Here is a 23,034-nt window from a genome sequence, read left to right as displayed (position 1 = left end):
GAACCCCCGTACACGCAACCGGGTCCGCCCCCGCCCCCGCGCCCACCGACGGCCAGGAGTCCCCGACCATGCCCAGCACCCCCCTCGGCGTACTCGACCTCGTCCCGATCTCCTCCGGCTCCACCGCCGGCGAGGCCCTGCGCGGCACCATCGACCTCGCCCGGCAGACCGAGCGGTTCGGCTACACCCGCTACTGGTTCGCCGAGCACCACCTCAACCCGGGCGTGGCCGGAACCTCGCCGGCCGTCGTGCTCGCCCTGACCGCCTCCGCGACCTCGACGATCAGGATCGGCTCCGGGGCCGTGCAACTCGGTCACCGCACCGCCCTGTCCACCGTCGAGGAGTTCGGGCTGATCGACGCCCTGCACCCCGGCCGCCTCGACCTGGGCCTTGGCCGCTCGGGCGGCCGGCCGTCCGGACAGGACGCCGCTGGACCCCGGCCGACCACAACCCCCGTAGTCGACGGACGCGCCCCCAACGGCCTCGTGATCCCTCCCCGCTTCTCCCCGGAGCACCTGATCGGTTCACCCCGCTTCCTGCTTCAGCAGCGGCTGCTGCACCAGCCCGGCGCCGGCTCCCAGGACTACGGTCAGCAGGTCGACGACATACTCGCCCTCCTGCGCGGCGACTACCGCTCGGCTGACGGCACCGAAGCGCACGCCGTACCGGGCGAGAACGCCGACGTACAGGTATGGATCCTCGGCAGCAGCGGCGGACAGAGCGCCGACGTCGCGGGCCGCAACGGCCTGCGTTTCGCCGCCAACTACCACGTCAGCCCCGCCACCGTGCTGGAGGCCGCCGAGGGCTACCGCGCCGCCTTCCAGCCCTCCGACCAGCTCGACAAGCCCTACGTCAGCGTCTCCGCCGACGTCGTCGTCGCCGAGGACGACGCGACCGCCCGCGAACTCGCCACCGGCTACGGCCCGTGGGTCCGCAGCATCCGCACCGCCGAGGGCGCCATCCCCTTCCCGACCCCGGAGCAGGCCCGCGCACACACCTGGACCGACGCGGACCGGGCCCTGGTGGCCGACCGCGTCGACACCCAGTTCGTCGGCTCCCCGGGGCGCGTCGCCGACCGGCTCGAACAACTCCAGGAGGCCACCGGCGCGGACGAGCTGATCATCACCACCATCACCCACGGCCACGCCGACCGGGTGCGCTCGTATCGACTCCTGGCCGAGGAGTGGCAGCGCCGGTGAGCCGGGCGTGACCGGAAGCAGGCGGCCGGATTCCGGCCTCCTCCAGCGCGGGTCCTACCGCCGGCTCGGCAGGCGGCGCAGTCCCCGCGGTCGGCGGGCGAGGCGGGCGAGAGCCGTGCCGCGCCCGCCTCCCGCTCCGCCTGACCGGCTCGTGCGCGGGATCGGCACGCATCGAACAGAACGCCGCGGGTACTCACCGCAGGGTACGACACACATGTATCGCCGGGAGGTACCTCATGGGCAAGCTGGGAGACATGGCGAACAAGGCCAAGGAGATGGCCAAGGGCCACCCGGACCAGGCCGACAAGGGTGTCGACAGTGCAGAGCGGCTGGTCGACGAGCGTACGGGGGACAAGTACGACGCGCAGACCGACAAGGCCGCCGACGCCGTGCACCGTTCCTACGGCGGCGGCGAAGTGACGGACCGCTGAACCCGCGGCACCCGCAACCGGGCCCCGGCGTCGATCGCCGGGGCCCGGTCGTGTTCCGGGTGCGAAGCGCCGGCCCGAACCGGACGCACCCGCGCGGGCGCGGATCGCGTCCGGTCAGTCGCGCCGGGCGAAGGCCGGATTGCCCGTGACGACGCGGGCGTGGTCGAGCAGGCGGTCCTCGATGTCCTGGGCGGTCGCGTCGCCGACCAGCAGGTCCATCGCGTAGCCGTCCTCCAGCGCCACGAAGGATCGTCCCAGGGCCCGGGCGTCGCCGGTCAGTGTGAACTCGCCGCCCTTCTGCCCGAGTTCGAGCACCTGGCGATAGAGCTCCGCCTGCTGGCGCGCGAAGGTGCGCTGCCGGTCGGCGGCGCCCTCGTTGCGCAGGGCCACCGGGAACAGCTCGAAGAGCAGCCGGGTGCTTTCCTCTCCTTCTCCGGGCCAGGGCACGCCGGAGCGGATGCAGGCGCGGAGCCGCGACACCGGTCCGTCCGCCGCCGCGATGGCCTCCTCGCGGCTGACGAAGTACGTCGCGGCACTGCGCTCGAACACGGCGGCGAACAGTTCCTGGATGTCGGCGTAGTAGTAGAGCACCGACGCGGGGGTGACGCCGGCGGCCCTGGCGACGTCCCGCAGCTTGGTGGCCGTGGCCCCGAGCTCGACCACGGTCCTGGCGGTCGCGTCGATCAGCTGGGCGCGGCGTTCCGCCTGATTCCTTGGTCGGGCCATGGTCGACATGCTCGCACACCGTCGAACGCCGTTCGTATCTCACCTGTGGCAATCCATTGACCTCCTCTGGTTCATTAACTAAATTTCGTTTAACTAATCCCCCCGAGTCAGACCTGGTGACCCATGTCCCGTCCTCTCCCTCTAGTGCTGGCCCAGGCAGCCCAGCGCGCCGCCGACGACCTGGACGGCCTGGCCGCCGACGTGCGAAGGCGCACGGCGGGGCTCCCCGCCGCACCGCTGGTCATATATCCCGAGCTGCATCTCGGCGCCTCCTCGGGTGGTGCCACGCTCACCCCCGCCGAGCTTGCCGAAGCCCTCGCCGAGCCCCTGGACGGCCCGCGTGACCGCGCCCTCGCCGAGATCGCCGGCGACCTCGGCGTCTGGCTGGCCCCGGGCAGCGTCTACGAGCGAGGAGCCGACGGACGCGTGTACAACACCGCGCCCGTGTACTCCCCGCGCGGCGAGCGGGTAGCGGCCTACCGCAAGATCTTCCCGTGGCGGCCTTACGAGACCGTCGCCCCCGGCGCCGAGTTCACCGTCTTCGACCTCGACGGCGTCGGCCGCGTGGGGCTGTCGATCTGCTACGACGCGTGGTTCCCGGAGACCACCCGCCACCTGGCCTGGATGGGCGCCGAACTGGTACTGAACTTCGTCCTGACCTCCGGCAGCGACCGGGCCCAGGAGACCGTGCTGGCCCGCGCCAACGCCATCGTCAATCAGGTGTTCGTCGCCAGCGTCAACTGCGCCGCGCCCGCCGGCACCGGCCGCAGCCTGCTCGTGGACCCGCAGGGCAACGTGCGCTCCGAGGCCGCGGCCGACAGCGACACCACCCTCACCGACGTGATCGACCTGGACGAGGTCACCAACGTCCGCCGCCTCGGCACCGCCGCGCTCAACCGGCCCTGGCAGCAGTTCCGCCCCGACGACCGACCCCTCGACCTGCCGCTCTACCAGGGCCGGATCGACCCCGCCGCCTGGGCCGGGGCCACCGCCCCGGCCCCCTTCCCGCACGACCCCACCGAGACCCGCCGTGCGCTCGGGGAAGAGAGAATGCCGTGACGGATCAGCCCACCCGCATGCGCGGAAACCTCGGACTGGTGTCCGTGGTCGCCTTCGGCGTCGCCTACATGGCCCCCGCCGTCGTCACCTCGATCTTCGGCGTCATCGCCGCCACCAGCAAGGGCGCCGCCGCCACCGCCTACGTGATCGCCACCGGCGCCATGCTGCTGACCGGCCTCAGCTACGCCAAGATGGCCAAGGTCCACCCCAGCTCCGGCTCCGTGTACACCTACGCCCGCAAGGAGCTCGACTCCCGCGTCGGGTTCCTGGCCGGATGGGCACTGCTGCTCGACTACCTCTTCCTGCCGATGGTCGCCTGGCTGCTCCAGGCCATCTACCTGCACGCCCAGTTCCCGGCCGTCCCGGAGTGGGCCTGGCTGGTCATCAACGTGGTCCTGGCCACCGCCATCAACGTCGTCGGCCTCAAGGTCGCCGACCGGATCAACCGGGTGCTGCTGCTCGGAGTCACCGCCGTCCTCGTCGTGCTCGCGGTGCTCTGCGTCCACTACGGCCTCGGCCACGGCGGCACCCCCGCGGCCGGCCACGCCTTCTGGAACAGCGCCACCAGCCTCTCCGCCGTCACCGCGGCCGCCGCCGTCGCCGCCTACGCCTTCCTCGGCTTCGACGCGGTGAGCACCCTCAGCGAGGAGGTGCGCGACCCGCGGCGCACCATCCCGCGCAGCATCGTCCTCACCGTGCTGACCGGCGGCACCTTCTTCGTCGTGATCTCCTTCCTGATGCAGTGGGCCCGCCCGGGCGGTTCCTTCCCCGACCAGGACTCCGCCGGGTACCTGCTGTCCACCACCGTCGGCGGGAAGACCTTCGCGGACGTCGCCAACGTCGTCGGCATGCTGGGCGGGTTCGCCTCCTGCGTCGCCATCCAGGCCAGCACCAGCCGCCTGATGTTCGTCATGGGCCGCGACGGCGCCCTGCCGCGCCGGGTGTTCGGACGCCTGCACCGCAAGCTGCTCACACCGGTCACCAATGTGCTGGTCATCGGCGCCGTCGGCCTGCTGGCCATGAACCTCTCGCTCGCCGACGCCACCTCCTTCATCAACTTCGGCGCGTTCCTCGGCTTCACGCTCGTCAACGTCTGCGTGATCGCCTACGCCGTGCGGCAGTGGCGCTCCGGGGTCCGGCACTCGCCCGTGCGGTACCTCCTCCTGCCGGCCGCCGGTGCAGCGGTCGACGTCTACCTGATCACCCAGCTCGGCGGCACCGCCGTCAGGCTCGGCCTCGGCTGGCTGGTCATCGGTATCGTCTGGCTCGCGGTGATCACGCGGGGCTTCCGCCGTCCCGCCCCCGAGATGCGACTCGGGTCCGACGAGGAAGCCGGCCCCACGGAGCCGGAGGCCTCCGGCCCCCTCCTCCCGACGGTATGAACCACACCCGGGGTTCCCGGCCGCCGTCGGCGGCCGGGAACCCCGGGCGTACCACCTGACGGTGTTCGTGCGCGGCCGGCGCGTGTCGACCGTGCGTGCTTCGAGCGGGACGCGGGGACTCGGGCAGCTGTGACCGGGCAGAGCCGGTGCGGTGGGAGTTCGCCGTCAGTCGTAGCCCTGCGACTTGATGCGGATACCGCCCGCCGCGGCCGGACCGGCCGGCGCCGAGGGTGAGGGTTCGTCCGGTGCCGTCTCCGGGTCGGGGGCCGCATCGAGTATCGCGTGGGCCTCGTTGAGGAGGGCCGCCAGGTCGCGCACCAGACCCAGTTGCAGGGTGCGCCAGGCGCCGGCGTCGTCCTCCAGCGGGGCGTAGCTGCCCGTGTGCTTGTGGATGATGCCGCCCGCGACGCGGTTGCGCTCGGCGCGCTCCTCCATGTCACGGTCGTGGTGGTAGAAGTTGCGCAGTTCATGCAGCTGCGACATGCGGCCGTCCCAGAAGGGTGCCGCGAGCTGTGGCAGGTCGAGTACCTTAGCTGGATCCTTCTTGGGGATGCGAAGGGGGGCGTGCAGGCGCTCGTTGAAGACCTGGTACGCCACCGACAGCCAGGCCGTGAAGTCGGCCCGGTCGGCGCACTGGCGGCGCAGGCGGGCGAAGTCGTCGGGCGGTGAGGAACGGAGCAGCTGGTAACCGAGGCGGGCCCGTGACGCCTCGCAGACCCTGCTGTAGGCGACCAGCGCGTCCTCGGCCGCCGTTTCCCAGGCGCGGCGCTGCCGCGGATCGGTCGCGGCGCGGCGCTGCGGCTCCGCGGCCAGCTGCTCGGGGGTGAGCTGGAGGGCGGGCAGGCGGGGGCGGGCCGGGCGTCCCACAGCTCGTACGACTCCGCTGCCCAACTCGGCGAAGTACTTCTCCAGGACGTCCAAGCCGCCGATGCGCTGCCGGTCGCCGCCCGCCACGGACACGAGCTCGCCCAGCATCCGATGGTTGGGCACCATGCTCTCGTGGGCCTGCGGAGTCCAGCCGGTGCGGTGCCGCTGCGCCTGCCACCAGCGGTCGAACAGAGCCTCGTCGCTGATGCCGACCGCGTGCAGGCGAATACCCAGGCCAGCGTGCAGGTCCTCCATGAGCGACACCGGATCCTGGGTGCCGGAGATGGATTCACCGCTGCGTTCGTCGGGGATGGGCGCGTAGTGCGCGCCGTCGCTGACCAGGACGACGAGGCGCTCGTTGCCGGGAACCCCATAGCGGTGGAGTAGTTCACCCGCCTTGTGCAGCGCCTTGCCGATGTCCGTGCCGGACTGGCGGTAGTTGAGGAGGGACACGGCCTCGCGCAGGCGCTGGACGGAGTGGGTGTCCGAAACCTCCTCCATGCCCCATCGGCTGGGGAACATGGGCTCGTGGTCATGGTCGAAGCGGACCAGGGCGAAACGGGTACCCACGCCGTCGTAACGCATCCGGGCGTCGATCATGGCGCCGAGCGCGTCCTTGAGGGCGTTCATGCGGGAGATCGTCGGGTTCGCGCGCAGACGGCTGAGCCATTTGTCCCCGTCACCGGGCGTGGTGACGATGTCCTCGATACTCATGGAGCCGCTGCAGTCCGCCAGTACGACGATGTCCACACCGCTGCGCTCGCCCGGCGCGAAGAGGGTCAACTGGGTGTTCGAACCGACGCGGAAGAGGCCGCGCAGGGGCCGACCGCCGTGATCCAGGGCCTGACGCACCCGGAAGAGGGTGCCGGCGGCGTCGATCCAGACGTCGGGGGCGTTCTCGAAGCCGTGGGCGAAGACGTGGCCGCAGAGGAGTGGGGCGCCGTGCAGCACCGTCGTGGCCTCGTCGAGGGACGGACCCGGCGGCAGTTCGAGTTCCAGTACCGCGGGCGTGACCGCGTCCGCCGATACCAGCTCCCAGCCCTCGTCGGGCGTGACGCGGTGCTCATGGACCAGGGCGGCGGGGACCACCACCACGTCGGTGGGCACGCCGGGTGCGGGCATCAGCCGTACCGCCACCGAACGGGTGCCGCCGGTGTCGCGCACCTGGAGGACGCCCGCCGACTCGTCCGTCAGCCGGGACGACGAGACGGCGAGCCTGTTGTCGGCGACCAGGCCAGGGCCGGTCGCCGTCACGAGCCGGGTGTCGGCCGCCGAAAGCTTGAAGGCAGTCATCCGCGCTCCACTTGAATCTTCACGCCCACGCGTTGTTCCAGTTGCCTGACGGACGAGCCGCCCCTACCCCGGAAGAGGCCCTGGAGGTGCTCCGGCACCCGGACGAACAGGATCCCGCTGCGCGGCCGGAAGTCGGAGAACTCCACGGCTCCGGCGAGCTCGTGTCGGCCGCCGCGACGCAGCTCCTGCACCAGACGTTCGTAGTGACCGCGTCCTTCGACGTGCTGCTCCCGGAACCGCTCGATGTCCTCGCGTCGGGACGCGCGGTGCCTGGCGAGCAGGTCCAGAGCGGTCGAGAGGTTCGTGTCCCGCGGGGTGCGGCCGCGCAGGGCCTGCTCCAGGGAGCTGAAGAGGCGGTCGACGGCCTCCATGTCGAGCACGGTCCTGCGAGTGTTGATCAGGATGTGCCGCACGATGCTGATGCGTGGCAATTGCACCCGGCGGCGGGTCGCGGACCTGCCCCGGCCGTTGCGGGCCACGGTGCCGGCCAGGATCATGTCGATCAGCCCCTCGGGCGGGGTCGACGACAGCTGCTGGTGGTGCGGGGTGCACAGGGCCAGCCCCCGGTTGTAGGAGCCGTACACCTGCCAGCGCCGGGCGTGCTCGGTGCAGACGCGGCGACCGCACGGCTTCATCGCCGAGAGCGTGCGGTGCTCGCAGCGGATGTAGCCGCTGCCGGTGCAACGTTCGTGCTCGCAGGCCGGGAAGCGCTCGGCGTAGCAGTCATCGCAGTAGGCGACGGCTGGATCGCCGGGATGACGGCGCAAATGGGTCGCGCACCATGCCCTGCGCGTACGGCAGTTCGGGCCGCCGCACCAAGCGACCGCCTTCGTGCCGCACCGGCACTCGGGAGTGTGGCTCGGGCAGGAGGCACGCAGACTGCCGTCCAGGAACACGGCGTGCGCCTCGCAGACGCGGCCCATGCGGCGGCCCTCGTCGCAGCCTGGGCACTTGTACGGCGCGTAGGTGGTGGTGCGTGCCGCCCGGCAGGTGGTGCAGGCATGCCGGATCTCGGGGGGCTCAAGGACGCCCCGGATCGCGAACCGTGTGGTGGCCGCGAGCGGGCGTGGCGCCTTGGCCGGATCCAGGAACCAGACCCCGACCTCGCCCTCGTCGGCCAGGTCGAACCGGACCCGGGGCCCGGCCAGCGGGTCCAGCGTCAGCACGGCCGGTTCCAGGCGCTCCCACAGCGCCACGCACTCGTCCGTGGAGCGGGGGACGTGTCGGAACTCTCGAAGATCAAGGGTGACCGGTACGACCGGTGCGTGCTGAGTCATCGGTCGGCCTCCTCACGCGGAGCGACGAGCAGCACCTCGACCGTGCCGCGCTTCTCGTCCTCGCGGGCGGTGTACGTCGTGTCGGTCAGCAGGACGGACCGTACGCCGCCGGGCGCCCGGCCCATCCTGCGCAGGGCCTCGCGTACCCGGGCGCGGTCCTGCGCGGGCAGGTCCCAGTGCATCAGGGCGACTCCCTGCTCGCCCGCGGCGCGCAGGGCACGGGCCGCCGTCGCGTCCTCCCACGACGCCGGCGGTTCCTCGCACCGCACCCGCTGACCGGACTGCGGCCGCAGCACCCGGCGCAACGTCCGCGCCTCGTCCCGGCCACGGGAACGCAGCGGGCGGGTGAGATCGAGGATGCCGCCGGTACGGCAATAGGAGCGGAGGGCGTCCAGGACCTCGGGCGCGGGAAGGTCGGGCTTCGCGAGACGGTCGAGGAGCTGGTCGGCCGTGAGGGGCGCCGGGCGCTCGGGATTCCGGCGGGACTCCGGCTTCGGGTTCCGCTGCGCCTCATGGTTCCGGTTCGGCCGCGGCGCGGGCTCCGTCACACGGTCCGTGAGCCAGATCCGGGCCGTCGCCCAACTACCGGGTGCGAGACCTTTGTTGATCGCGCTGAGGTGGTCGGCGGTCAGCCAGTCCGGGGTGGCCAGACCCTGGGCGAGGCTTTCGGGCGCCAGGGCGTTCCGGTCGACCGTGTGCCAGCGGGCCAGCAGGTCGTTCTCGTTGCGTACGAAGCCGGAGGTGGCCGCCGACTCGGCCAGCTCCACGCCGAGGAACAGGGGCGCCAGTTCGTCGGCAGTCGCGTCCAGCTGACTCAGATGCGGCACGAGTTCGGACAGCAGCCCGCGCACCGCGCGGCCGGCCGGCTGCGTCTGGGGGGTCTCTTCGGCGCGCTTGCCCTGGTCGACCTGGAGCTCGGCGGCCAGACCGTGGGCGATGGCCCGGGCGCGGTTCCGCTCCACCAGGAACTGCGGCACCTGACGCACCCGCCGTCCCGTGCGTTCCAGCTCACGCGACCACATGGACAGGGCCTGCACGAGCAGGGCGTGAGCCAGCGCGCCGGCGACGGTGACCTGGGCGTCGAACAGCCGCACCGTGACATCTCCGCCCGAGTCCGCCTCCGGCACCCCGAGCGGACTGACATCCATGACCTCGAGACGGCCGACCCGCTCCTCCTGGCGCAGTCTGATCCGCACCCGTTCCAAATGGTCCGGCGCGCACGAGTCCAGATAGCGGGCGCTGACCTGGTCGAACGAGCGTGACAGGCGAGCCGAGCCACCGGGTGCGACGCCGCCGCGGCCGTACAACTGGCGGCCGGTCAGGGCGATCAGGGATGCGGAGTGCTCCCGTACGAGGTTGGTGAACGCCTCGCGCTGAACGGGGTTCAGCACCTCGACGGAGTGCAGGTCGGCGCAGAGCCCGGCGACCGGGTCGGGCTGCTGCTGCCGGCCCGTGGGGAGCAGCAGGCCGCCGCGGTGGCGGACGTCGGCGGCCACCTGGGCGACGGACATGGCCAGGGCTTGGGCCGCGTGTGCCCGGGCCGCCGGGTCGTGCAGCGAGACACGGCCGGTGTCGATCCACAGCGCACCACTGGTGCGCGCGCCGCCCCGCAGGACGTACGGCTGCCCGGACGGGCCTGCGGGGAGCCGCGGAGGGTGGGCCAGCAGCGCGGCGACCAGATCCGCGGCGCCCCGGCCGGGACCGGGTTCGGGGACGTACACGCTGTATCCCTTGGCGATCCGCTGCCTGAGCGGAGCGGAACGGTAGAGCGCCACCAGGGCCATCGTTTCAGTCCTCCGCCCTGTCCCACACCGTGTCGGACACGAGCCCTCGCAGCGGCGGGAGCAGTAGGAACGCCGCGACGGTGAGCAGCAGCGCCACGACGGTGGCGACCAGCAGCGTCCAGGGGCCGGGCGCGCCCCACAGGGCCCCGGCCGCGTACGCCACGCCGAACGGCAGACCCACCGCCGACAGCAGCCCGAGTGCGACGGAACTCCGGCGGGAGCGGGTCGCCTCCACGTAGCGGGCGGTCTCGGCGAGACCGGATCCGGTGTGCGCCAGCAACTGGTCCAGCCGGTGCTGTTCCTGGAAACGTTCGAGCAGTTCGTTGGCCTTGCCGCGGGAGGTGATGTGGGATGACCACAGGGCCCGGCGCAGCTCGATCAAACGGCTTTCGAGCCGGAGCAGCCGCCGCGCGTCGCAATCGCGAGCGGTCAGCGCACAGACCGTGTTGGCGAGGGAATTGGCGCCCAGATACTGGAGCCGGCCCAGCAGGAACACGTCGAGATAGAGGGTGTGGACGTGGTGCGCGGCGGTGGAGTGGAACGTCCGGTCGCCGCCGGGGTCCGGGGAGAGGCCGACGAAGGCGGCCCCGTCCCGCAGGACCAGCGCCTGCCAGTCGGCGGAGAACCGCACCCGGCCGGCGAACAGTCCGGAGTCCTCGGGGTCTGGGGCGAAGCGGTCCAGCGGGCTGCGGGAGGCCAGCAGCCACAGCCACTGGTCGTGCGTCGCCCAGGACGCGTAAGCCGCCGGCATCACCGCGGGCGGCGGACCCTGCGGGAACGTCACGTGAGCCAGGGTCCAGGCGCGGCTCGCCTCGTCGGCCACCCGGACGCCCCTGGGCAGGAGCTTCGTCAGACGGGCGTGGTCGGTGGGAAGGGCGGCGAGGGCGGCCAGCTCGGTCAGTGGGGCGTCGCCCAGGTGGACGTGCAGGACGCAGAGGCCGGCATCACTTTCCCGCAGACCGGCGACGGCGGGCACGCGTAATAACTCCATGGCCTCCACGGCGGGGTCGTCCGCGCCCGCCGGGCGACGCAGGTGCCAGCGGGACGGGCGGGCCGGAGTGCCGAACAGTGACTCGCCGACGCGGGGTTCGAAGTACGTCAGACGCCGGTCACGGTCGGCGGTCGACCCGTCGGCGAGCAACGCGGGCAGCGGACCTTCGGCCCATTCCGCGGGCAGCTCCTCCGGCGCCAGCCTCACCTCTAACACGACGCATGACGAACTTCGCCGCGTCGTCCGTCCCCCGGACATCCGCAGTCCCCCTCGATGACCTTTGGTCTCAAAAGGTAACAGGGTGAGCGCGGTCGCACGGTGGACCGGGAAAACCGGCGGCAACGAACCTTGAAGGGAGCCGCTCGCCCGCGGAGGCTCACGCGGCGGCGCGCTCCGGAGCCGAGACGTGCCGCGAACTCGGAAAGCACGCCGGGCCGATGGGCGGGCCGCGGAAACCAGATGAGCCCGTTCCGTGCCCTCGATGCGACCCGGCGGCGCGGCCGTCGCGAGTCGGCCGCCGGACGCGCTGATCCGCTGGCGTGACCCGCGCGGCTTCGCGGTGAAGTTCTACACCAGCGAAGGCAGGCGCGGTGGCCCCAAGTGCGCCGCTGCGGCGAGGAGGGCTCACGCGTCCCAGAGCGTGACGTGTACCGGGGGCCGGAACCGGGAGGGCGGGACGCCCGCGCCGGGCGCGCGCATGATGCGGGTCGCCGCGGGCGTGTGCAGGAAGTGCAGGAACGCGTCGGTGGCCGGGGAACGATGTCCCGGCCGCAGGACGGTGACGTGCCACGTGGCGTCCGCCGGCGTGGCAGGCGTCTCCAGCAGGCGCAGCTCGTCACGACGGACGCGGGGTGACACCAGGTGGGCCGGCGCCGGTGCCACCCCCGCGCCCTCGGCGGCGGCCGCCAGGGTCGCGGTCTGGTTCGGGAAGACCCACACGTTCCCCTCGGTCACTCCGAGCCGGCGGAGCAGGCGCCCGGAGTCCGCGTCGGGATCGGTCCCGGAGGAGTCGACCAGCCACGACCACCGCGCCGGCGGACCGGGCGGCCGCGGCGATCCGGCGCCGGTCACCACGACGAGGTGGGTGCGGAACAGTGGCTCGCTGACCAGATCGCCCCTGCCGTCGTCGCCGAGGTAAGGCCCGAGCGCGACGTCGGCCAGCCGGTTCTCCACCAGCACGCGTATCCCGCCGTCGGCGGCCACCCCGAACGAGGTCTCGGTCCTGGGCCCCGAGCGCCGGGCGAAGGCCTCCATGAGCGACGGGAGCACGAACTCGGCCAGCGTGCTCGTGGCGACGACCCGCAGCTCGTCGGGCGCTCCCCGTGCCGCCCGCACCGCGGCCTCGGCATCCGCGCTCAGCGCGGCCATCCGCGAAGCGACCGGCAGCAGCCGCGCCCCGGCGGGCGTCAGCCGCATCCCGCCACCGCCGGTGCGCCTGATCAGCGGGTCGCCGAAGTGGACGCGCAGCGCGGTGAGCGTCTGCGACACCGCGGATTCGCTCACGTCCAGAGCACGCGCCGCGGCGCCCACCGACCCGAGGCGGGCCACCAGCACGAAGGTGCTGAGCTGGGTGATGGTCACCGTCCGATTTTCTCGCGTTCGGGGTGATAAGTGAATGCTTATCCACCCATTGTGCGGCCGGTACGGACGAGCGCAGCATCATCACGGCGACGGGCACGGCGTTCCAGGAGGGCCCGATGCAGGTACCGGCCGCATTCCAGTACGAGAGGGCCACCAGCCTCGAGCAGGCGATCGAGCTGCTGGGACGGTACGGCCCCGAGGCCCGGGTGGTGGCGGGCGGACACAGCCTGCTGCCGATGATGAAGCTCCGGCTGGCCCAGCCCGAGGCCCTGATCGACATCAACGGCCTCGACGAGCTGGCGTCGATCCGGGTGGACGGCCACGATCTGGCCCTCGGAGCGATGGTCCGCCACGCCGAGCTGCTCGCCTCGCCGGTCGTCGGCGAGCACTTCCCCATCCTGCGGGACGCCGAGCGGGTCATCGCCGACCCGCTCGTACGCAACCGCGGCACCGTCGGCGGCTCGCTCTGCCAGGCCGATCCGTCGGAGGACCTGTCCGCGGCGTTCTCGGCGCTGCGGGCCGCCCTGGTCACCCAGGGCCCCGGCGGCCGGCGCACCATCGCGATCAGGGAGTTCTTCCTCGGTCCGTACGAGACCGCCCTGCACGAGGCGGAGCTGCTGGTGGAGATCCGCGTGCCCATCCGTTCGCACGCCAGCGCCTACCGCAAGGTGGAGCGCCGGGCCGGCGACTGGGCGGTCGTCGCCGCGGGAGCGGTGCTGGAGATCTCCGGCGGGCTGGTCGCCGAGGCCGGGATCGGGCTGACCGCGGTGGGTGCCCCACGGTTCGTGGCCGAGCGGGCCGAGGACTTCCTGCGCGGGGGACCGCCGGACGACGAGCGCTTCGCCGAGGCGGGCCGGCTCGCCTCGCAGGAGTGCCGGCCGACGGCCGACCAGCGCGGGCCGGTCGACTACAAGCGGCATCTGGCCGGAGAGCTCACGACGCGGGCACTGCGTGCCGCCGCCGCACGCGCCCAGGGGCAGGAGGCGTGACATGCGGATCACCGTGACCGTGAACGGCGAGCAGCACACCAGGGACGTGGAGCCCAGGCTGCTGCTCGTGCACTTCCTGCGCGACGAACTCCGACTGACCGGCACCCACTGGGGCTGCGACACCTCCAACTGCGGAGTGTGCACGGTATGGCTGGACGGCACACCGGTGAAGTCCTGCACCGTGCTCGCGGTGATGGCGGACGGCCATGAGGTGCGGACCGTGGAGGGCCTGGCGCACGGGGCCGAACTCGACCCGGTGCAACAGGGGTTCATCGCCTGCCACGGGCTGCAGTGCGGCTTCTGCACGCCGGGGATGATGATGACCGCCCGCTGGCTGCTCGACCACGACGCGGACCCGTCCGAGGAGGACATCCGCGAGGCCGTCTCCGGACAGATGTGCCGCTGCACCGGCTACGAGAACATCGTGCGCTCGATCCGCTGGGCCGCCGAGCACGGCGGCGCGCGGGGGACCGCCGACGCGGGCACCGAGCCGGCGCCCGGCCGCGAGGAGGTGCGGGCATGACGACCACCGGGGAACGGCCGGTCGGCTTCGGGCGGATGCCCCGCAAGGAGGACGCCCGGTTCGTCCGCGGCCACGGGACCTACGTCGACGACGTCACGCTGCCCGGGATGCTGCACGGCGCGATCCTGCGCAGCCCGCTCGCGCACGCCCGGATCGTGTCCGTCGACACCAGCGCCGCGGAGGCGCACCCCAAGGTCAGGGCCGTGATCACGGGTGAGACCCTGGCCGGTCTCGGACTGGCCTGGATGCCCACGCTCTCGTACGACACACAGGCGGTGCTCGCCACCGACAAGGTGCGCTTCCAGGGCCAGGAGATCGCGTTCGTCGTCGCCGAGGACCGCTACGCCGCCCGGGACGCCCTCGAACTGATCGACGTGGAGTACGAACCCCTCCCGGCGGTCGTCGACGCCCGCCGCGCGCTCGACCCGGACGCGCCGGTGATCCGCGACGACAAGGAAGGGCAGGCCGACAACCACATCTTCGACTGGTCGGCGGGCGACAAGGAGCGGACCGACGAGGTCTTCGCGGCCGCCGACGTCGTGGTGGAGCAGGACATGCTCTACCCCCGGGTGCACCCCGCCCCACTGGAGACCTGCGGCACCGTGGCGGACATGGACGCCATCACCGGGAAGCTGACGGTGTGGTCCACCACCCAGGCCCCGCACGCCCACCGCACGATCTACGCGATGGTGGCAGGCATCCCCGAGCACAAGATCCGGATCATCGCCCCGGACATCGGGGGCGGCTTCGGCAACAAGGTCGGCATCTACCCCGGCTACGTGTGCGCGGTCGTCGGCTCGATCGTCACCGGCAAACCGGTGAAGTGGATGGAGGACCGCTCGGAGAACCTGATGAGCACCTCCTTCGCCCGCGACTACCACATGCACGGTGAGATCGCGGCGACGGAGGACGGCAAGATCCTGGGCCTGCGCGTCCATGTCATCGCCGATCACGGCGCGTTCAACGCCACCGCCCAGCCGACGCAGTTCCCGGCCGGCTTCTTCGGCGTCTTCACCGGCTCGTACGACCTGGCCGCCGCGCACTGCACCGTGACCGGCGTCTACACCGACAAGGCCCCCGGCGGCGTCGCCTACGCCTGCTCGTTCCGCGTCACCGAGGCCGTGTACCTGGTCGAGCGGATGGTCGACCTGCTCGCGGACCGGCTGGGCACCGACCCGGCCGAGCTGCGGATGCGCAACCTGCTGCGGCCCGGGCAGTTCCCGTACCGGACGCGGACGGGGTGGGAGTACGACTCCGGCGACTACCCGAGGGCCCTGCGGCTGGCGATGGACATCGCCCACTACGAGGACCTGCGCCGGGAGCAGGCCGGCAAGCGGGAGCGCGGCGAACTGATGGGCGTCGGGGTCAGCTTCTTCACCGAGGCCGTCGGCGCGGGCCCCCGCAAGCACATGGACATCCTTGGACTGGGCATGGCCGACGGCGCCGAGCTGCGGGTCCACCCGACCGGCAAGGCCGTCCTGCGGATCTCCGTGCAGAGCCAGGGACAGGGCCACGAGACGACGTTCGCGCAGATCGTCGCCGAGGAACTGGGCATCCCGCCCGAGGACGTCGAGGTGGTGCACGGCGACACCGACCAGACCCCGTTCGGGCTCGGCACCTACGGGTCCCGCTCGACGCCGGTGTCCGGAGCCGCGGCCGCGATGGTCGCCCGCAAGGTGCGCGAGCGCGCGAGGATCGTCGCCTCCGCGATGCTCGAAGTGAGCCCGGACGACCTGGAGTGGGAGAAGGGCCGCTGGTTCGTCACGGGCGACCCCGACCAGGGACGGACCATGGCGGAGATCGCGCTCGCCGCGCACTCCAGCCTGGAGCTGCCCGAGGGCGTCGAGGGCCACCTGGACGCGAGCTGCGTCTACAACCCGCCGAACCTCACCTTCCCCTTCGGCGCGTACATCTGCGTCGCCGACGTCGACGCGGGCACCGGCCAGGTGAAGGTCCGCCGGTTCGTCGCCGTGGACGACTGCGGCAACCGCATCAACCCCACGATCGTCGAGGGCCAGGTGCACGGCGGGCTCGCCGACGGCCTCGGCATGGCGCTCATGCAGGTGATCGCCTTCGACGAGGACGGCAACTGCCTCGGCGGATCGTTCATGGACTACCTCCTGCCCACCTCGGTCGAATGCCCCTCGTGGGAACTCGGCGAGACCGTCACCCCCTCCCCGCACCACCCCATCGGAGCCAAGGGCGTCGGCGAGTCCGCCACGGTCGGCTCGCCCCCCGCCGTGGTCAACGCCGTGATCGACGCGCTGAAGCCGCTCGGCGTACGCCACGTCGACATGCCGCTGACCCCCGCCGCCGTATGGCGGGCCGCCCAGGGCCGGCCCCTGCGCACCGACCTGGCGATCACCTGAGGCGCCCGCGATGACCGACGCCGAACTCCTGACCCGGGCGGACGTGCTCCGGCACGGCCGGACCCCGTTCGTCCTGGCCACCGTCGTCCACGTGGAACGGCCCACCAGCGCCAAGCCCGGGGACAGCGCACTGGTGCTGCCCGACGGCACCGTCGAGGGCTTCGTGGGCGGCAGCTGCGCCGAGACGACGGTGCAGCTCCAGGGCCTGCGGGTGCTGCGGACCGGCGAATCGCTGCTGCTGAGGATCACCCCCGCCGGCGGCAGCGACACCGCGGGCGCCGAGGAGCCGGGCGAAGGCCTCGTCACGGTGGCCAACCCCTGCCTGTCGGGCGGGACCCTCGACATCTTCCTGGAGGCCAACCTCCCCCCGGCGCTGGCCTACGTCTACGGACACGCCCCCGTCGCCCGCGCCCTGCTCGACGTCGGCCGGGTGCTCGGCCTGGACGTCCGGCCGGCCTCGCCCGGGGAGCCGCTGCCGCCCGATCTGCACGTCGTCGTCATCGCCACCCATGGCCGCGACGAGGAGACCGTGCTGACCGAGGCGGCGCGCGCCGGGGTCCCGTACATCGGTCTCGTGGCCAGCCCGAAGCGCGGCGCGACGGTGCTCGCCGGGCTCGATCTCGGCGAGGAGCAGAAGACGCGCGTCCACACCCCGGCAGGCCTGGACATCGGCGCGCGGACCCCCGCGGAGATCGCGTTGTCGGTGTACGCCGAGATCATCGCCCTGCGGCCGCAGACGGCGCGAACCGTGTGCCCCGAGGCCTACCCGGCCGCGCCACGGGCCGTGCCCGAGGAGGTGGATCCCGTGTGCGGCATGACCGTGGCGGTCACGGCCGACACCCACTCACTGGACCAGGCCGGCCACCGGGTGTACTTCTGCGGGCCGGGGTGCCGGCACGCCTTCGCCGACGACCCCTCCCGCTACGCGCATGCCTGACCCCGACCCCCTCGTCCCCGGCGTCCCCGCCCTGCGCTCGCGCCTCGACGCGGTCGGATACCTCGCCGACGACGCCCTGGTCACGGCGCTGCTGCTGGCCGTACGCATGCGGCAGCCGATCCTGCTGGAGGGCGAGCCCGGCGTCGGCAAGACCGAGGCGGCCCGTGCGCTCGCCGCCGTGCTCGACACCCCGCTGATCCGGCTGCAGTGCTACGAGGGACTGTCCTCGGCCGAGGCCCTCTACGAGTGGAACTACCCCCGGCAGCTCCTCGCCATCCGGTTGGCCGAGTCGCGCGGCGAACCCCTGCGGGACGCCGACCTGTTCACCGAGGACTACCTGCTGCCACGGCCCCTGCTCGCCGCGATACGCCACCCGGGACCGCGGCCGGCGGTGCTGCTCATCGACGAAGTGGACCGCGCCGACGACGAGTTCGAGGCGTTCCTGCTCGAACTGCTCGCCGACGCCGCGGTCACCGTCCCCGAACTCGGCACCCGCGTGGCCGTGGTGCCGCCGGTGACCGTACTGACCTCCAACCGCACCCGGGATCTGCACGACGCGCTCAAACGCCGCTGCCTCTACCACTGGATCGACCACCCGGACACCGCGCGCGTCGCCGCGATCATCCGCAGACGGGTACCGGAGTCGGCCGAATGGCTGGCCGCGCGCGTGGCGCGCGCGGTGACACGCCTGCGGGCCCGGCAGGAGCTCACCAAGCCGCCCGGCGTCGCCGAGGCGATCGACTGGGCGGGCGCGCTGCACGCGCTGGGGCTCCGCGATCTCGACGCCGACGCCGCCGGCCGCACCCTGGGGGCGGTACTCAAATACGCCGAGGACCTTCAGGCCGTACGCCGGGCCGGACTGGCGGAGCTGGTCGACGCGGAGCCGGGCTCCGATGCCTGAACTGCCGGAACTGGCCGCCGCCTTCACCGCCGCCCTGCGTGAGGCGGGGATCGCGGTGGGCCCCGACCGTACCCGCGGCTTCGCACGGGCGCTCACCCTGCTGGCGCCGTCGACGACGCGCGAGCTACGGCACTGCGCGCTCGCCACCCTGGTCTCCGGCCCCGAGCAGATCGAGCCGTTCGAGGCGGTCTTCCGGGCGGTCTTCGGCGGCCCGGAAGACCGTGAAGCACAACGCGGACAGGCCGGCGACCCCGCCCGGTCGCTCCCGGACGCCGTCCCCGGCCGCGTGCCAGGCACCGTGAAGGCCTCCGCGGACGGACGAGGCCGGGACGCCGGAGCACAGGAGCGGAAGGCCGCCGTGCCCGTCGCCGCCAGTCCGCTCGACCGCCTCGCGAGCCGTGACTTCGCGGACCTGTCCGTCGAAGAACTGGCGCGGCTCGCCGAGGTGATGCGCACCATGGTGCTCCACACCCCGACCCGGCCGTCCCGCCGGCACCGCACCGCCCACCACGGCACGCGCATCGACGTGCGCCGCACCCTCTCCGACAGCCGCCGCACCGGCGGACAACCACTGCGGCTGCGCCGCTTCGTGGCCCGGACCCGCCCTCGCGACCTCGTCGTGCTCTGCGACATCTCCGGCTCGATGGAGCCCTATGCCCGCGCGATGCTCCAACTGCTCTTCTGCGCCGCTCGCGCCACCCACGCCGAGGTCTTCACCTTCGCCACCCGGCTCACCCGACTCACGCCCGTCCTCCGCCGGTCCGGGCCGCACGACGCCCTGGCGCGGGCCGGACGTACGGCCCCCGACTGGTCCGGGGGCACCCGGATAGGGGAGTGCCTGGCGGAGTTCAACGAGCGGTTCGGCCGGCGCGGCATGGCGCACGGCGCCGTGGTCGCCATCGTCTCCGACGGCTGGGACACCGGCGGGCCTGCCGCCCTCGCCACCCACATGGCGCGGTTGTCCCGCGTCGCCTACCGCGTCGTATGGGTCAACCCGCGCTCGGCGAGCCCGCGTTACCGTCCGCTCGTGACCGGCATGGCCGCCGCGCTGCCCTACTGTGACGCGGTCGTCAGCGCCCACAGCCTCGCGGCCCTGGACGACTTCACCGCCGCGCTGGCCGCCCCGCGCCGCCGCCGCCGCTGACCCTGCCCGCCACCGACCCCGTGCCCGTACCCGCCGGCATGGGCGGCCCCGCTCCCGACGGGACGGCACGGGCCTGACTCCCACCGGGCCCCGGCAGCGGCTCCCCGCTAGCGGGTTCCGCGCATGCCGCAACGGTGAGGACCCACAGGCCCGGCCACCGCGAGGTGGGGCGCGTCTCCATTACGGCTTCCCGTGGGACGGACGTAACTTCCCCGTAACTTCCGCGCCATGCACCGCACTTGACACAGGCGCACGGCTCCCCTCGACCTCCCCACCCGTCGCGATCACCCAGGTGGCACGATGAACCCCACTTCCCCCCACCCGCTGCCGCGCCGCTCGTGGCCACGCCCCGCCTCCACGGCGGCGCTGGTCCTGACCCTGATCGCCGTGGTCCTCGGGCTCTCCCCGGCCCCGGCGCGGGCCGCGAGCCTGCAACAGGTCCCGGGCTTCGGCTCGAACCCGGGCAACCTGCAGATGTTCCAGTACGCCCCCGACAACCTGCCCTCCGGTGCGCCGCTGGTCGTGGCCCTGCACGGCTGCACCCAGAGCGCCAGCGACTACTACGGCCATTCGGGCTGGCCCAAGTACGCCGACACGTACGGCTTCGCCGTGGTCTTCCCGCAGACCACCAGCTCCAACAACGCCAACTCCTGCTTCAACTGGTTCCAGTCCGCCGACTACACCCGGGGCCAGGGCGAGGCGCTGTCGATCAGGCAGATGGTGGACAACGCCAGGTCCCACTACGGCAGCGACCCCGGCCGCGTCTACGTCACCGGGCTGTCGGCCGGCGGCGCGATGACCTCGGTGATGCTCGCCGACTACCCCGACGTGTTCGCGGGCGGCGCGATCGACTCCGGCATCCCGGCGGGCTGCGCGACCGACCTGTCCAGCGGTCTGACCTGCCAGCACAGCGCGGTCGGCAAGACCCCGAAGCAGTGGGGCGACGCGGTCCGCAGCGCCTCCGGCGGATGGAGCGGGCCCTGGCCGCGCGTCGCGATCTGGCAGGGCACCGCCGACACCACGGTGAACCCCGCCAACGCCACCGAGGAACGCGACCAGTGGACCGACGTCTGGGGCATCGGCCGGACCCCGTCCTCGACCACCACCCTGACCGGCGGCACCACCCAGTCCGTGTACAACGACCCGAGCGGCAGGCCCGCCGTGGAGACCTTCTCCGTCTCCGGCATGGCGCACGGCCTCGCCGTCAACCCGGGCTCCGGCACCGACCAGTGCGGCAGCACCGGTACCTACTACCTCAGCTACATCTGCTCGTCGTACTGGACCGCGAAGTTCTGGGGTCTGGACGGTACGGCCGGGGGCGGCACCGGCAGCCTCCCGGCGCCCACCGGGCTCACCGTCACCGGCACGACCGACTCCACAGCGTCGCTGGCCTGGTCCGCGGTGAGCGGCGCGGCGTCGTACGACGTGTACCGCGGCGGCAGCAAGGTCGGCTCGGCCACCGGTACGTCGTACACCGACACGGGACTGAGTTCCGGCACGCAGTACGGCTACACCGTCGCCGCCACGGACTCCGGCGGCGCGGTCGGCACGCGGTCGTCGGCGGTCACGGCCACGACCACCGGGTACCAGCCGCGGTGCTTCACGGACAACAACTACAACCAGGTCGCGGCGGGCCGCGCCCACCAGAGTCTCGGCTATGTCTACGCCAACGGCTCCAACCAGAGCATGGGCCTCTACAACGTCTCCGTCACCCACACCCTGAAGGAGACCTCGGGCGGCTACTACGTGATCGCGGACTCGGGCTGCCCGTCCTGACGGACGACCGGACAGGCCGTGCCCACGCCCTGCGGCGGTGGCTCCACCCACACCCGGTGAAGCCACCGCCGCACGCCGCATGCCCGTTAACGATCAGCGCGGCGCGAGGTCATGCCTTGTGTTAGTGTCATGCGTTTGCGTGGTCGTCGCGGTGGGCGATTCCGACTGTTCGGTTCCGCATGGGCGGGGGCTGTTCCGTCCTGCCGGGCCTTCCTCGGTACGTTCCCCTGCGGAAGGCTCTCCATGAAGCATCCCGATGACTCCGGCACCGTTCACAGCGGTCCCGTCCAGCCCGAGGCCCCGAACCCGGCGCCGCTCCCGGCCGTCTCCTTCGCCGGTCTGGAACTGCCGGTGGAGGTGCTGCGGACACTGAACGAAGCCGGGGTGCGCGAGCCCTTCCCGATCCAGGCCGCCACACTTCCCGACGCCCTGAAAGGACGCGACGTCCTGGGACGCGGGCGCACCGGATCGGGCAAGACGCTCGCCTTCGGCCTGCCGCTGCTGACACGTACGGCCGGGCGGCACGCCGAACCGAAGCAGCCCCTCGCCCTGATCCTCGTGCCCACCCGGGAGCTGGCCCAGCAGGTCACCCAGGCGCTGGCGCCGTACGCCGAGGCGCTGCGGCTGCGGATGGCCACGGTCGTCGGCGGCATGTCGATCGGCCGGCAGGTCTCCGCGCTGCGCCAGGGAGCCGAGGTGGTCGTCGCCACCCCCGGACGCCTGCACGACCTGATCGAGCGCAACGACTGCCGTCTGGGACGGGTGAGGATCACCGTGCTCGACGAGGCCGACCAGATGTGCGACCTGGGATTCCTGCCGCAGGTCGTCGACGTGCTCGACCAGGTGCGCCCCGACGGTCAGCGGATGCTGTTCTCGGCCACTCTGGACCGCGACGTCGATCAGCTGGTCCGCCGCTACCTCAACGACCCCGTCGTCCACTCGGTCGACCCGTCCGCGGGCACGGTCACGACCATGGAGCACCACGTTCTGGTCGTCCACGGCCCCGACCGCTACGCCGTCACCACGGAGATCGCCGCCCGTGACGGCCGCGTACTGCTCTTCCTCGACACCAAGCACGCCGTCGACCAGCTCACCAGGCATCTGCGGGCCAGCGGGGTGCACGCCGGCGCCCTGCACAGCGGAAAGTCCCAGCCGCAGCGCACCCGGACCCTGGCACAGTTCAAGAACGGCCAGATCACCGTCCTGGTGGCGACCAACGTCGCGGCCCGCGGCCTGCACGTCGACGACCTCGATCTCGTGGTCAACGTCGACCCGCCCACCGACCCCAAGGACTACGTGCACCGGGCGGGCCGCACCGCCCGCGCCGGTGAGTCCGGCAGCGTGGTCACGCTCGTGCTGACGGGCCAGCGCCGCGAGACGAGCCGCATGATGGCCGAGGCCGGCATCGAGGCAACCGTCACCAAGGTGCGCTCGGGCGAGGCGGAGCTGAGCCGGATCACCGGCGCCAGGACTCCGTCCGGGGTCCCGCTCGACGGCGGCCCCGCCGTCCCCCGCCCCAAGAACACCAACGCTCCCTTCCGCGGCCTCGGCACGAGCAAGGACAGCTCCCGAGGCGCCGGCGGCAAGTCCCGGAAGGCCGGCGAGGCCCGCAAGCTGGCCGAGGCCCGCAAGGCCGCCCGCGTGCGCCGCACCGGCTGAGAGGCGTTGCCCTGGCGGCGGCCCCCGGCCACGGGGCCGCGGCCGTAAGGGGACACCCGCCGAGACGGAGCAGGACGATGTCGTAGGCGCCCCGGCCAACGCAAGGCATGACAAGCTGTGTTCACCCACCCCCGGACCCCCAGGAG

General features: G+C 72.6%; 18 protein-coding genes. 12 read left to right on the top strand and 6 right to left on the bottom strand.

The window, feature by feature from the left end:
* The first annotated feature begins 68 nt into the window (after positions 1-68).
* A complete protein-coding gene (locus ABZ478_RS25515; RefSeq protein WP_359552973.1) occupies positions 69-1,199 on the top strand; it encodes an LLM class flavin-dependent oxidoreductase in 1,131 nt (376 codons plus the stop codon).
* A 236-nt stretch (positions 1,200-1,435) separates the two neighbouring features.
* Complete coding sequence (locus ABZ478_RS25510) at positions 1,436-1,630, top strand: antitoxin (protein WP_359552972.1); 195 nt, start codon at positions 1,436-1,438, stop codon at positions 1,628-1,630.
* A gap of 114 nt (positions 1,631-1,744) precedes the next feature.
* On the opposite strand, the gene ABZ478_RS25505 is transcribed toward ABZ478_RS25510, so the two are convergent.
* Positions 1,745-2,356 (bottom strand): TetR/AcrR family transcriptional regulator, encoded by a 612-nt coding sequence (locus ABZ478_RS25505; RefSeq protein WP_359552971.1) that lies wholly within the window; start codon positions 2,354-2,356, stop codon positions 1,745-1,747.
* A 123-nt stretch (positions 2,357-2,479) separates the two neighbouring features.
* On the opposite strand from ABZ478_RS25505, the gene ABZ478_RS25500 reads away from it, so the two are divergent.
* Both ABZ478_RS25500 and ABZ478_RS25495 read left to right on the top strand, forming a co-directional pair.
* On the top strand, positions 2,480-3,415 hold the full coding sequence (locus tag ABZ478_RS25500; protein ID WP_359552970.1) for a carbon-nitrogen hydrolase family protein: 936 nt from the start codon (positions 2,480-2,482) through the stop codon (positions 3,413-3,415).
* On the top strand, positions 3,412-4,797 hold the full coding sequence (locus ABZ478_RS25495) for an APC family permease (RefSeq protein WP_359552969.1): 1,386 nt from the start codon (positions 3,412-3,414) through the stop codon (positions 4,795-4,797). Before ABZ478_RS25500 ends, ABZ478_RS25495 begins: the two co-directional genes overlap by 4 nt.
* Positions 4,798-4,962: 165 nt before the next feature.
* Here the strand turns inward: ABZ478_RS25495 and ABZ478_RS25490 are convergent, their stop codons facing one another.
* From ABZ478_RS25490 to ABZ478_RS25470, 5 genes are all read right to left on the bottom strand, one after another.
* A complete protein-coding gene (locus tag ABZ478_RS25490) occupies positions 4,963-6,957 on the bottom strand; it encodes a vWA domain-containing protein (RefSeq protein ID WP_359552968.1) in 1,995 nt (664 codons plus the stop codon).
* A complete protein-coding gene (locus tag ABZ478_RS25485) occupies positions 6,954-8,234 on the bottom strand; it encodes a hypothetical protein (RefSeq protein WP_359552967.1) in 1,281 nt (426 codons plus the stop codon). Before ABZ478_RS25485 ends, ABZ478_RS25490 begins: the two co-directional genes overlap by 4 nt.
* Complete coding sequence (locus ABZ478_RS25480) at positions 8,231-10,018, bottom strand: hypothetical protein (protein WP_359552966.1); 1,788 nt, start codon at positions 10,016-10,018, stop codon at positions 8,231-8,233. Before ABZ478_RS25480 ends, ABZ478_RS25485 begins: the two co-directional genes overlap by 4 nt.
* 4 nt (positions 10,019-10,022) lie before the next feature.
* Complete coding sequence (locus ABZ478_RS25475) at positions 10,023-11,216, bottom strand: hypothetical protein (RefSeq protein WP_359552965.1); 1,194 nt, start codon at positions 11,214-11,216, stop codon at positions 10,023-10,025.
* Between the two features lie 417 nt (positions 11,217-11,633).
* Positions 11,634-12,590, bottom strand: coding sequence for a LysR family transcriptional regulator (locus tag ABZ478_RS25470; RefSeq protein WP_359552964.1), 957 nt, complete (start codon positions 12,588-12,590; stop codon positions 11,634-11,636).
* A 116-nt stretch (positions 12,591-12,706) separates the two neighbouring features.
* On the opposite strand from ABZ478_RS25470, the gene ABZ478_RS25465 reads away from it, so the two are divergent.
* From ABZ478_RS25465 to ABZ478_RS25430, 8 genes are all read left to right on the top strand, one after another.
* Positions 12,707-13,579 (top strand): xanthine dehydrogenase family protein subunit M, encoded by an 873-nt coding sequence (locus ABZ478_RS25465; RefSeq protein WP_359552963.1) that lies wholly within the window; start codon positions 12,707-12,709, stop codon positions 13,577-13,579.
* Between the two features lies 1 nt (position 13,580).
* Complete coding sequence (locus tag ABZ478_RS25460; RefSeq protein ID WP_199212901.1) at positions 13,581-14,102, top strand: 2Fe-2S iron-sulfur cluster-binding protein; 522 nt, start codon at positions 13,581-13,583, stop codon at positions 14,100-14,102.
* Positions 14,099-16,471: an aerobic carbon-monoxide dehydrogenase large subunit gene (locus tag ABZ478_RS25455; protein WP_359552962.1), complete on the top strand. Its 2,373-nt coding sequence runs from the start codon at positions 14,099-14,101 to the stop codon at positions 16,469-16,471. The genes ABZ478_RS25460 and ABZ478_RS25455 overlap by 4 nt, the downstream gene beginning before the upstream one ends.
* Before the next feature lie 10 nt (positions 16,472-16,481).
* Positions 16,482-17,408 (top strand): XdhC family protein, encoded by a 927-nt coding sequence (locus tag ABZ478_RS25450; RefSeq protein ID WP_359552961.1) that lies wholly within the window; start codon positions 16,482-16,484, stop codon positions 17,406-17,408.
* Positions 17,401-18,309: a MoxR family ATPase gene (locus tag ABZ478_RS25445; protein WP_359552960.1), complete on the top strand. Its 909-nt coding sequence runs from the start codon at positions 17,401-17,403 to the stop codon at positions 18,307-18,309. Before ABZ478_RS25450 ends, ABZ478_RS25445 begins: the two co-directional genes overlap by 8 nt.
* Positions 18,302-19,453 (top strand): VWA domain-containing protein, encoded by a 1,152-nt coding sequence (locus tag ABZ478_RS25440; RefSeq protein ID WP_359552959.1) that lies wholly within the window; start codon positions 18,302-18,304, stop codon positions 19,451-19,453. Before ABZ478_RS25445 ends, ABZ478_RS25440 begins: the two co-directional genes overlap by 8 nt.
* 300 nt (positions 19,454-19,753) lie before the next feature.
* Positions 19,754-21,229, top strand: a complete 1,476-nt coding sequence (locus tag ABZ478_RS25435) for a PHB depolymerase family esterase (protein ID WP_359552958.1) — start codon at positions 19,754-19,756, stop codon at positions 21,227-21,229.
* 243 nt (positions 21,230-21,472) lie between these two features.
* Complete coding sequence (locus ABZ478_RS25430; RefSeq protein WP_359552957.1) at positions 21,473-22,888, top strand: DEAD/DEAH box helicase; 1,416 nt, start codon at positions 21,473-21,475, stop codon at positions 22,886-22,888.
* Positions 22,889-23,034 lie beyond the last annotated feature (146 nt).

Origin of the sequence: Streptomyces sp. NPDC005706, from assembly GCF_040631045.1 — a bacterium.
Taxonomy (GTDB): Bacteria; Actinomycetota; Actinomycetes; order Streptomycetales; family Streptomycetaceae; genus Streptomyces.
Note: the sequence above shows the minus strand (reverse complement) of the source record. Positions and strands in the feature narration are given on the sequence as shown.

Bases quoted from the DNA above. Each gene is read 5' to 3' on its own strand.
- ABZ478_RS25490 (WP_359552968.1), bottom strand. From the start codon at position 6,957: ATGACTGCCTTCAAGCTTTCGGCGGCCGACACCCGGCTCGTGACGGCG.
- ABZ478_RS25455 (WP_359552962.1), top strand. From the start codon at position 14,099: ATGACGACCACCGGGGAACGGCCGGTCGGCTTCGGGCGGATGCCCCGC.
- ABZ478_RS25505 (WP_359552971.1), bottom strand. From the start codon at position 2,356: ATGGCCCGACCAAGGAATCAGGCGGAACGCCGCGCCCAGCTGATCGAC.
- ABZ478_RS25440 (WP_359552959.1), top strand. From the start codon at position 18,302: ATGCCTGAACTGCCGGAACTGGCCGCCGCCTTCACCGCCGCCCTGCGT.
- ABZ478_RS25500 (WP_359552970.1), top strand. From the start codon at position 2,480: ATGTCCCGTCCTCTCCCTCTAGTGCTGGCCCAGGCAGCCCAGCGCGCC.
- ABZ478_RS25445 (WP_359552960.1), top strand. From the start codon at position 17,401: ATGCCTGACCCCGACCCCCTCGTCCCCGGCGTCCCCGCCCTGCGCTCG.
- ABZ478_RS25515 (WP_359552973.1), top strand. From the start codon at position 69: ATGCCCAGCACCCCCCTCGGCGTACTCGACCTCGTCCCGATCTCCTCC.
- ABZ478_RS25480 (WP_359552966.1), bottom strand. From the start codon at position 10,018: ATGGCCCTGGTGGCGCTCTACCGTTCCGCTCCGCTCAGGCAGCGGATC.
- ABZ478_RS25485 (WP_359552967.1), bottom strand. From the start codon at position 8,234: ATGACTCAGCACGCACCGGTCGTACCGGTCACCCTTGATCTTCGAGAG.
- ABZ478_RS25435 (WP_359552958.1), top strand. From the start codon at position 19,754: ATGAACCCCACTTCCCCCCACCCGCTGCCGCGCCGCTCGTGGCCACGC.
- ABZ478_RS25465 (WP_359552963.1), top strand. From the start codon at position 12,707: ATGCAGGTACCGGCCGCATTCCAGTACGAGAGGGCCACCAGCCTCGAG.
- ABZ478_RS25450 (WP_359552961.1), top strand. From the start codon at position 16,482: ATGACCGACGCCGAACTCCTGACCCGGGCGGACGTGCTCCGGCACGGC.
- ABZ478_RS25510 (WP_359552972.1), top strand. From the start codon at position 1,436: ATGGGCAAGCTGGGAGACATGGCGAACAAGGCCAAGGAGATGGCCAAG.
- ABZ478_RS25430 (WP_359552957.1), top strand. From the start codon at position 21,473: ATGAAGCATCCCGATGACTCCGGCACCGTTCACAGCGGTCCCGTCCAG.
- ABZ478_RS25460 (WP_199212901.1), top strand. From the start codon at position 13,581: ATGCGGATCACCGTGACCGTGAACGGCGAGCAGCACACCAGGGACGTG.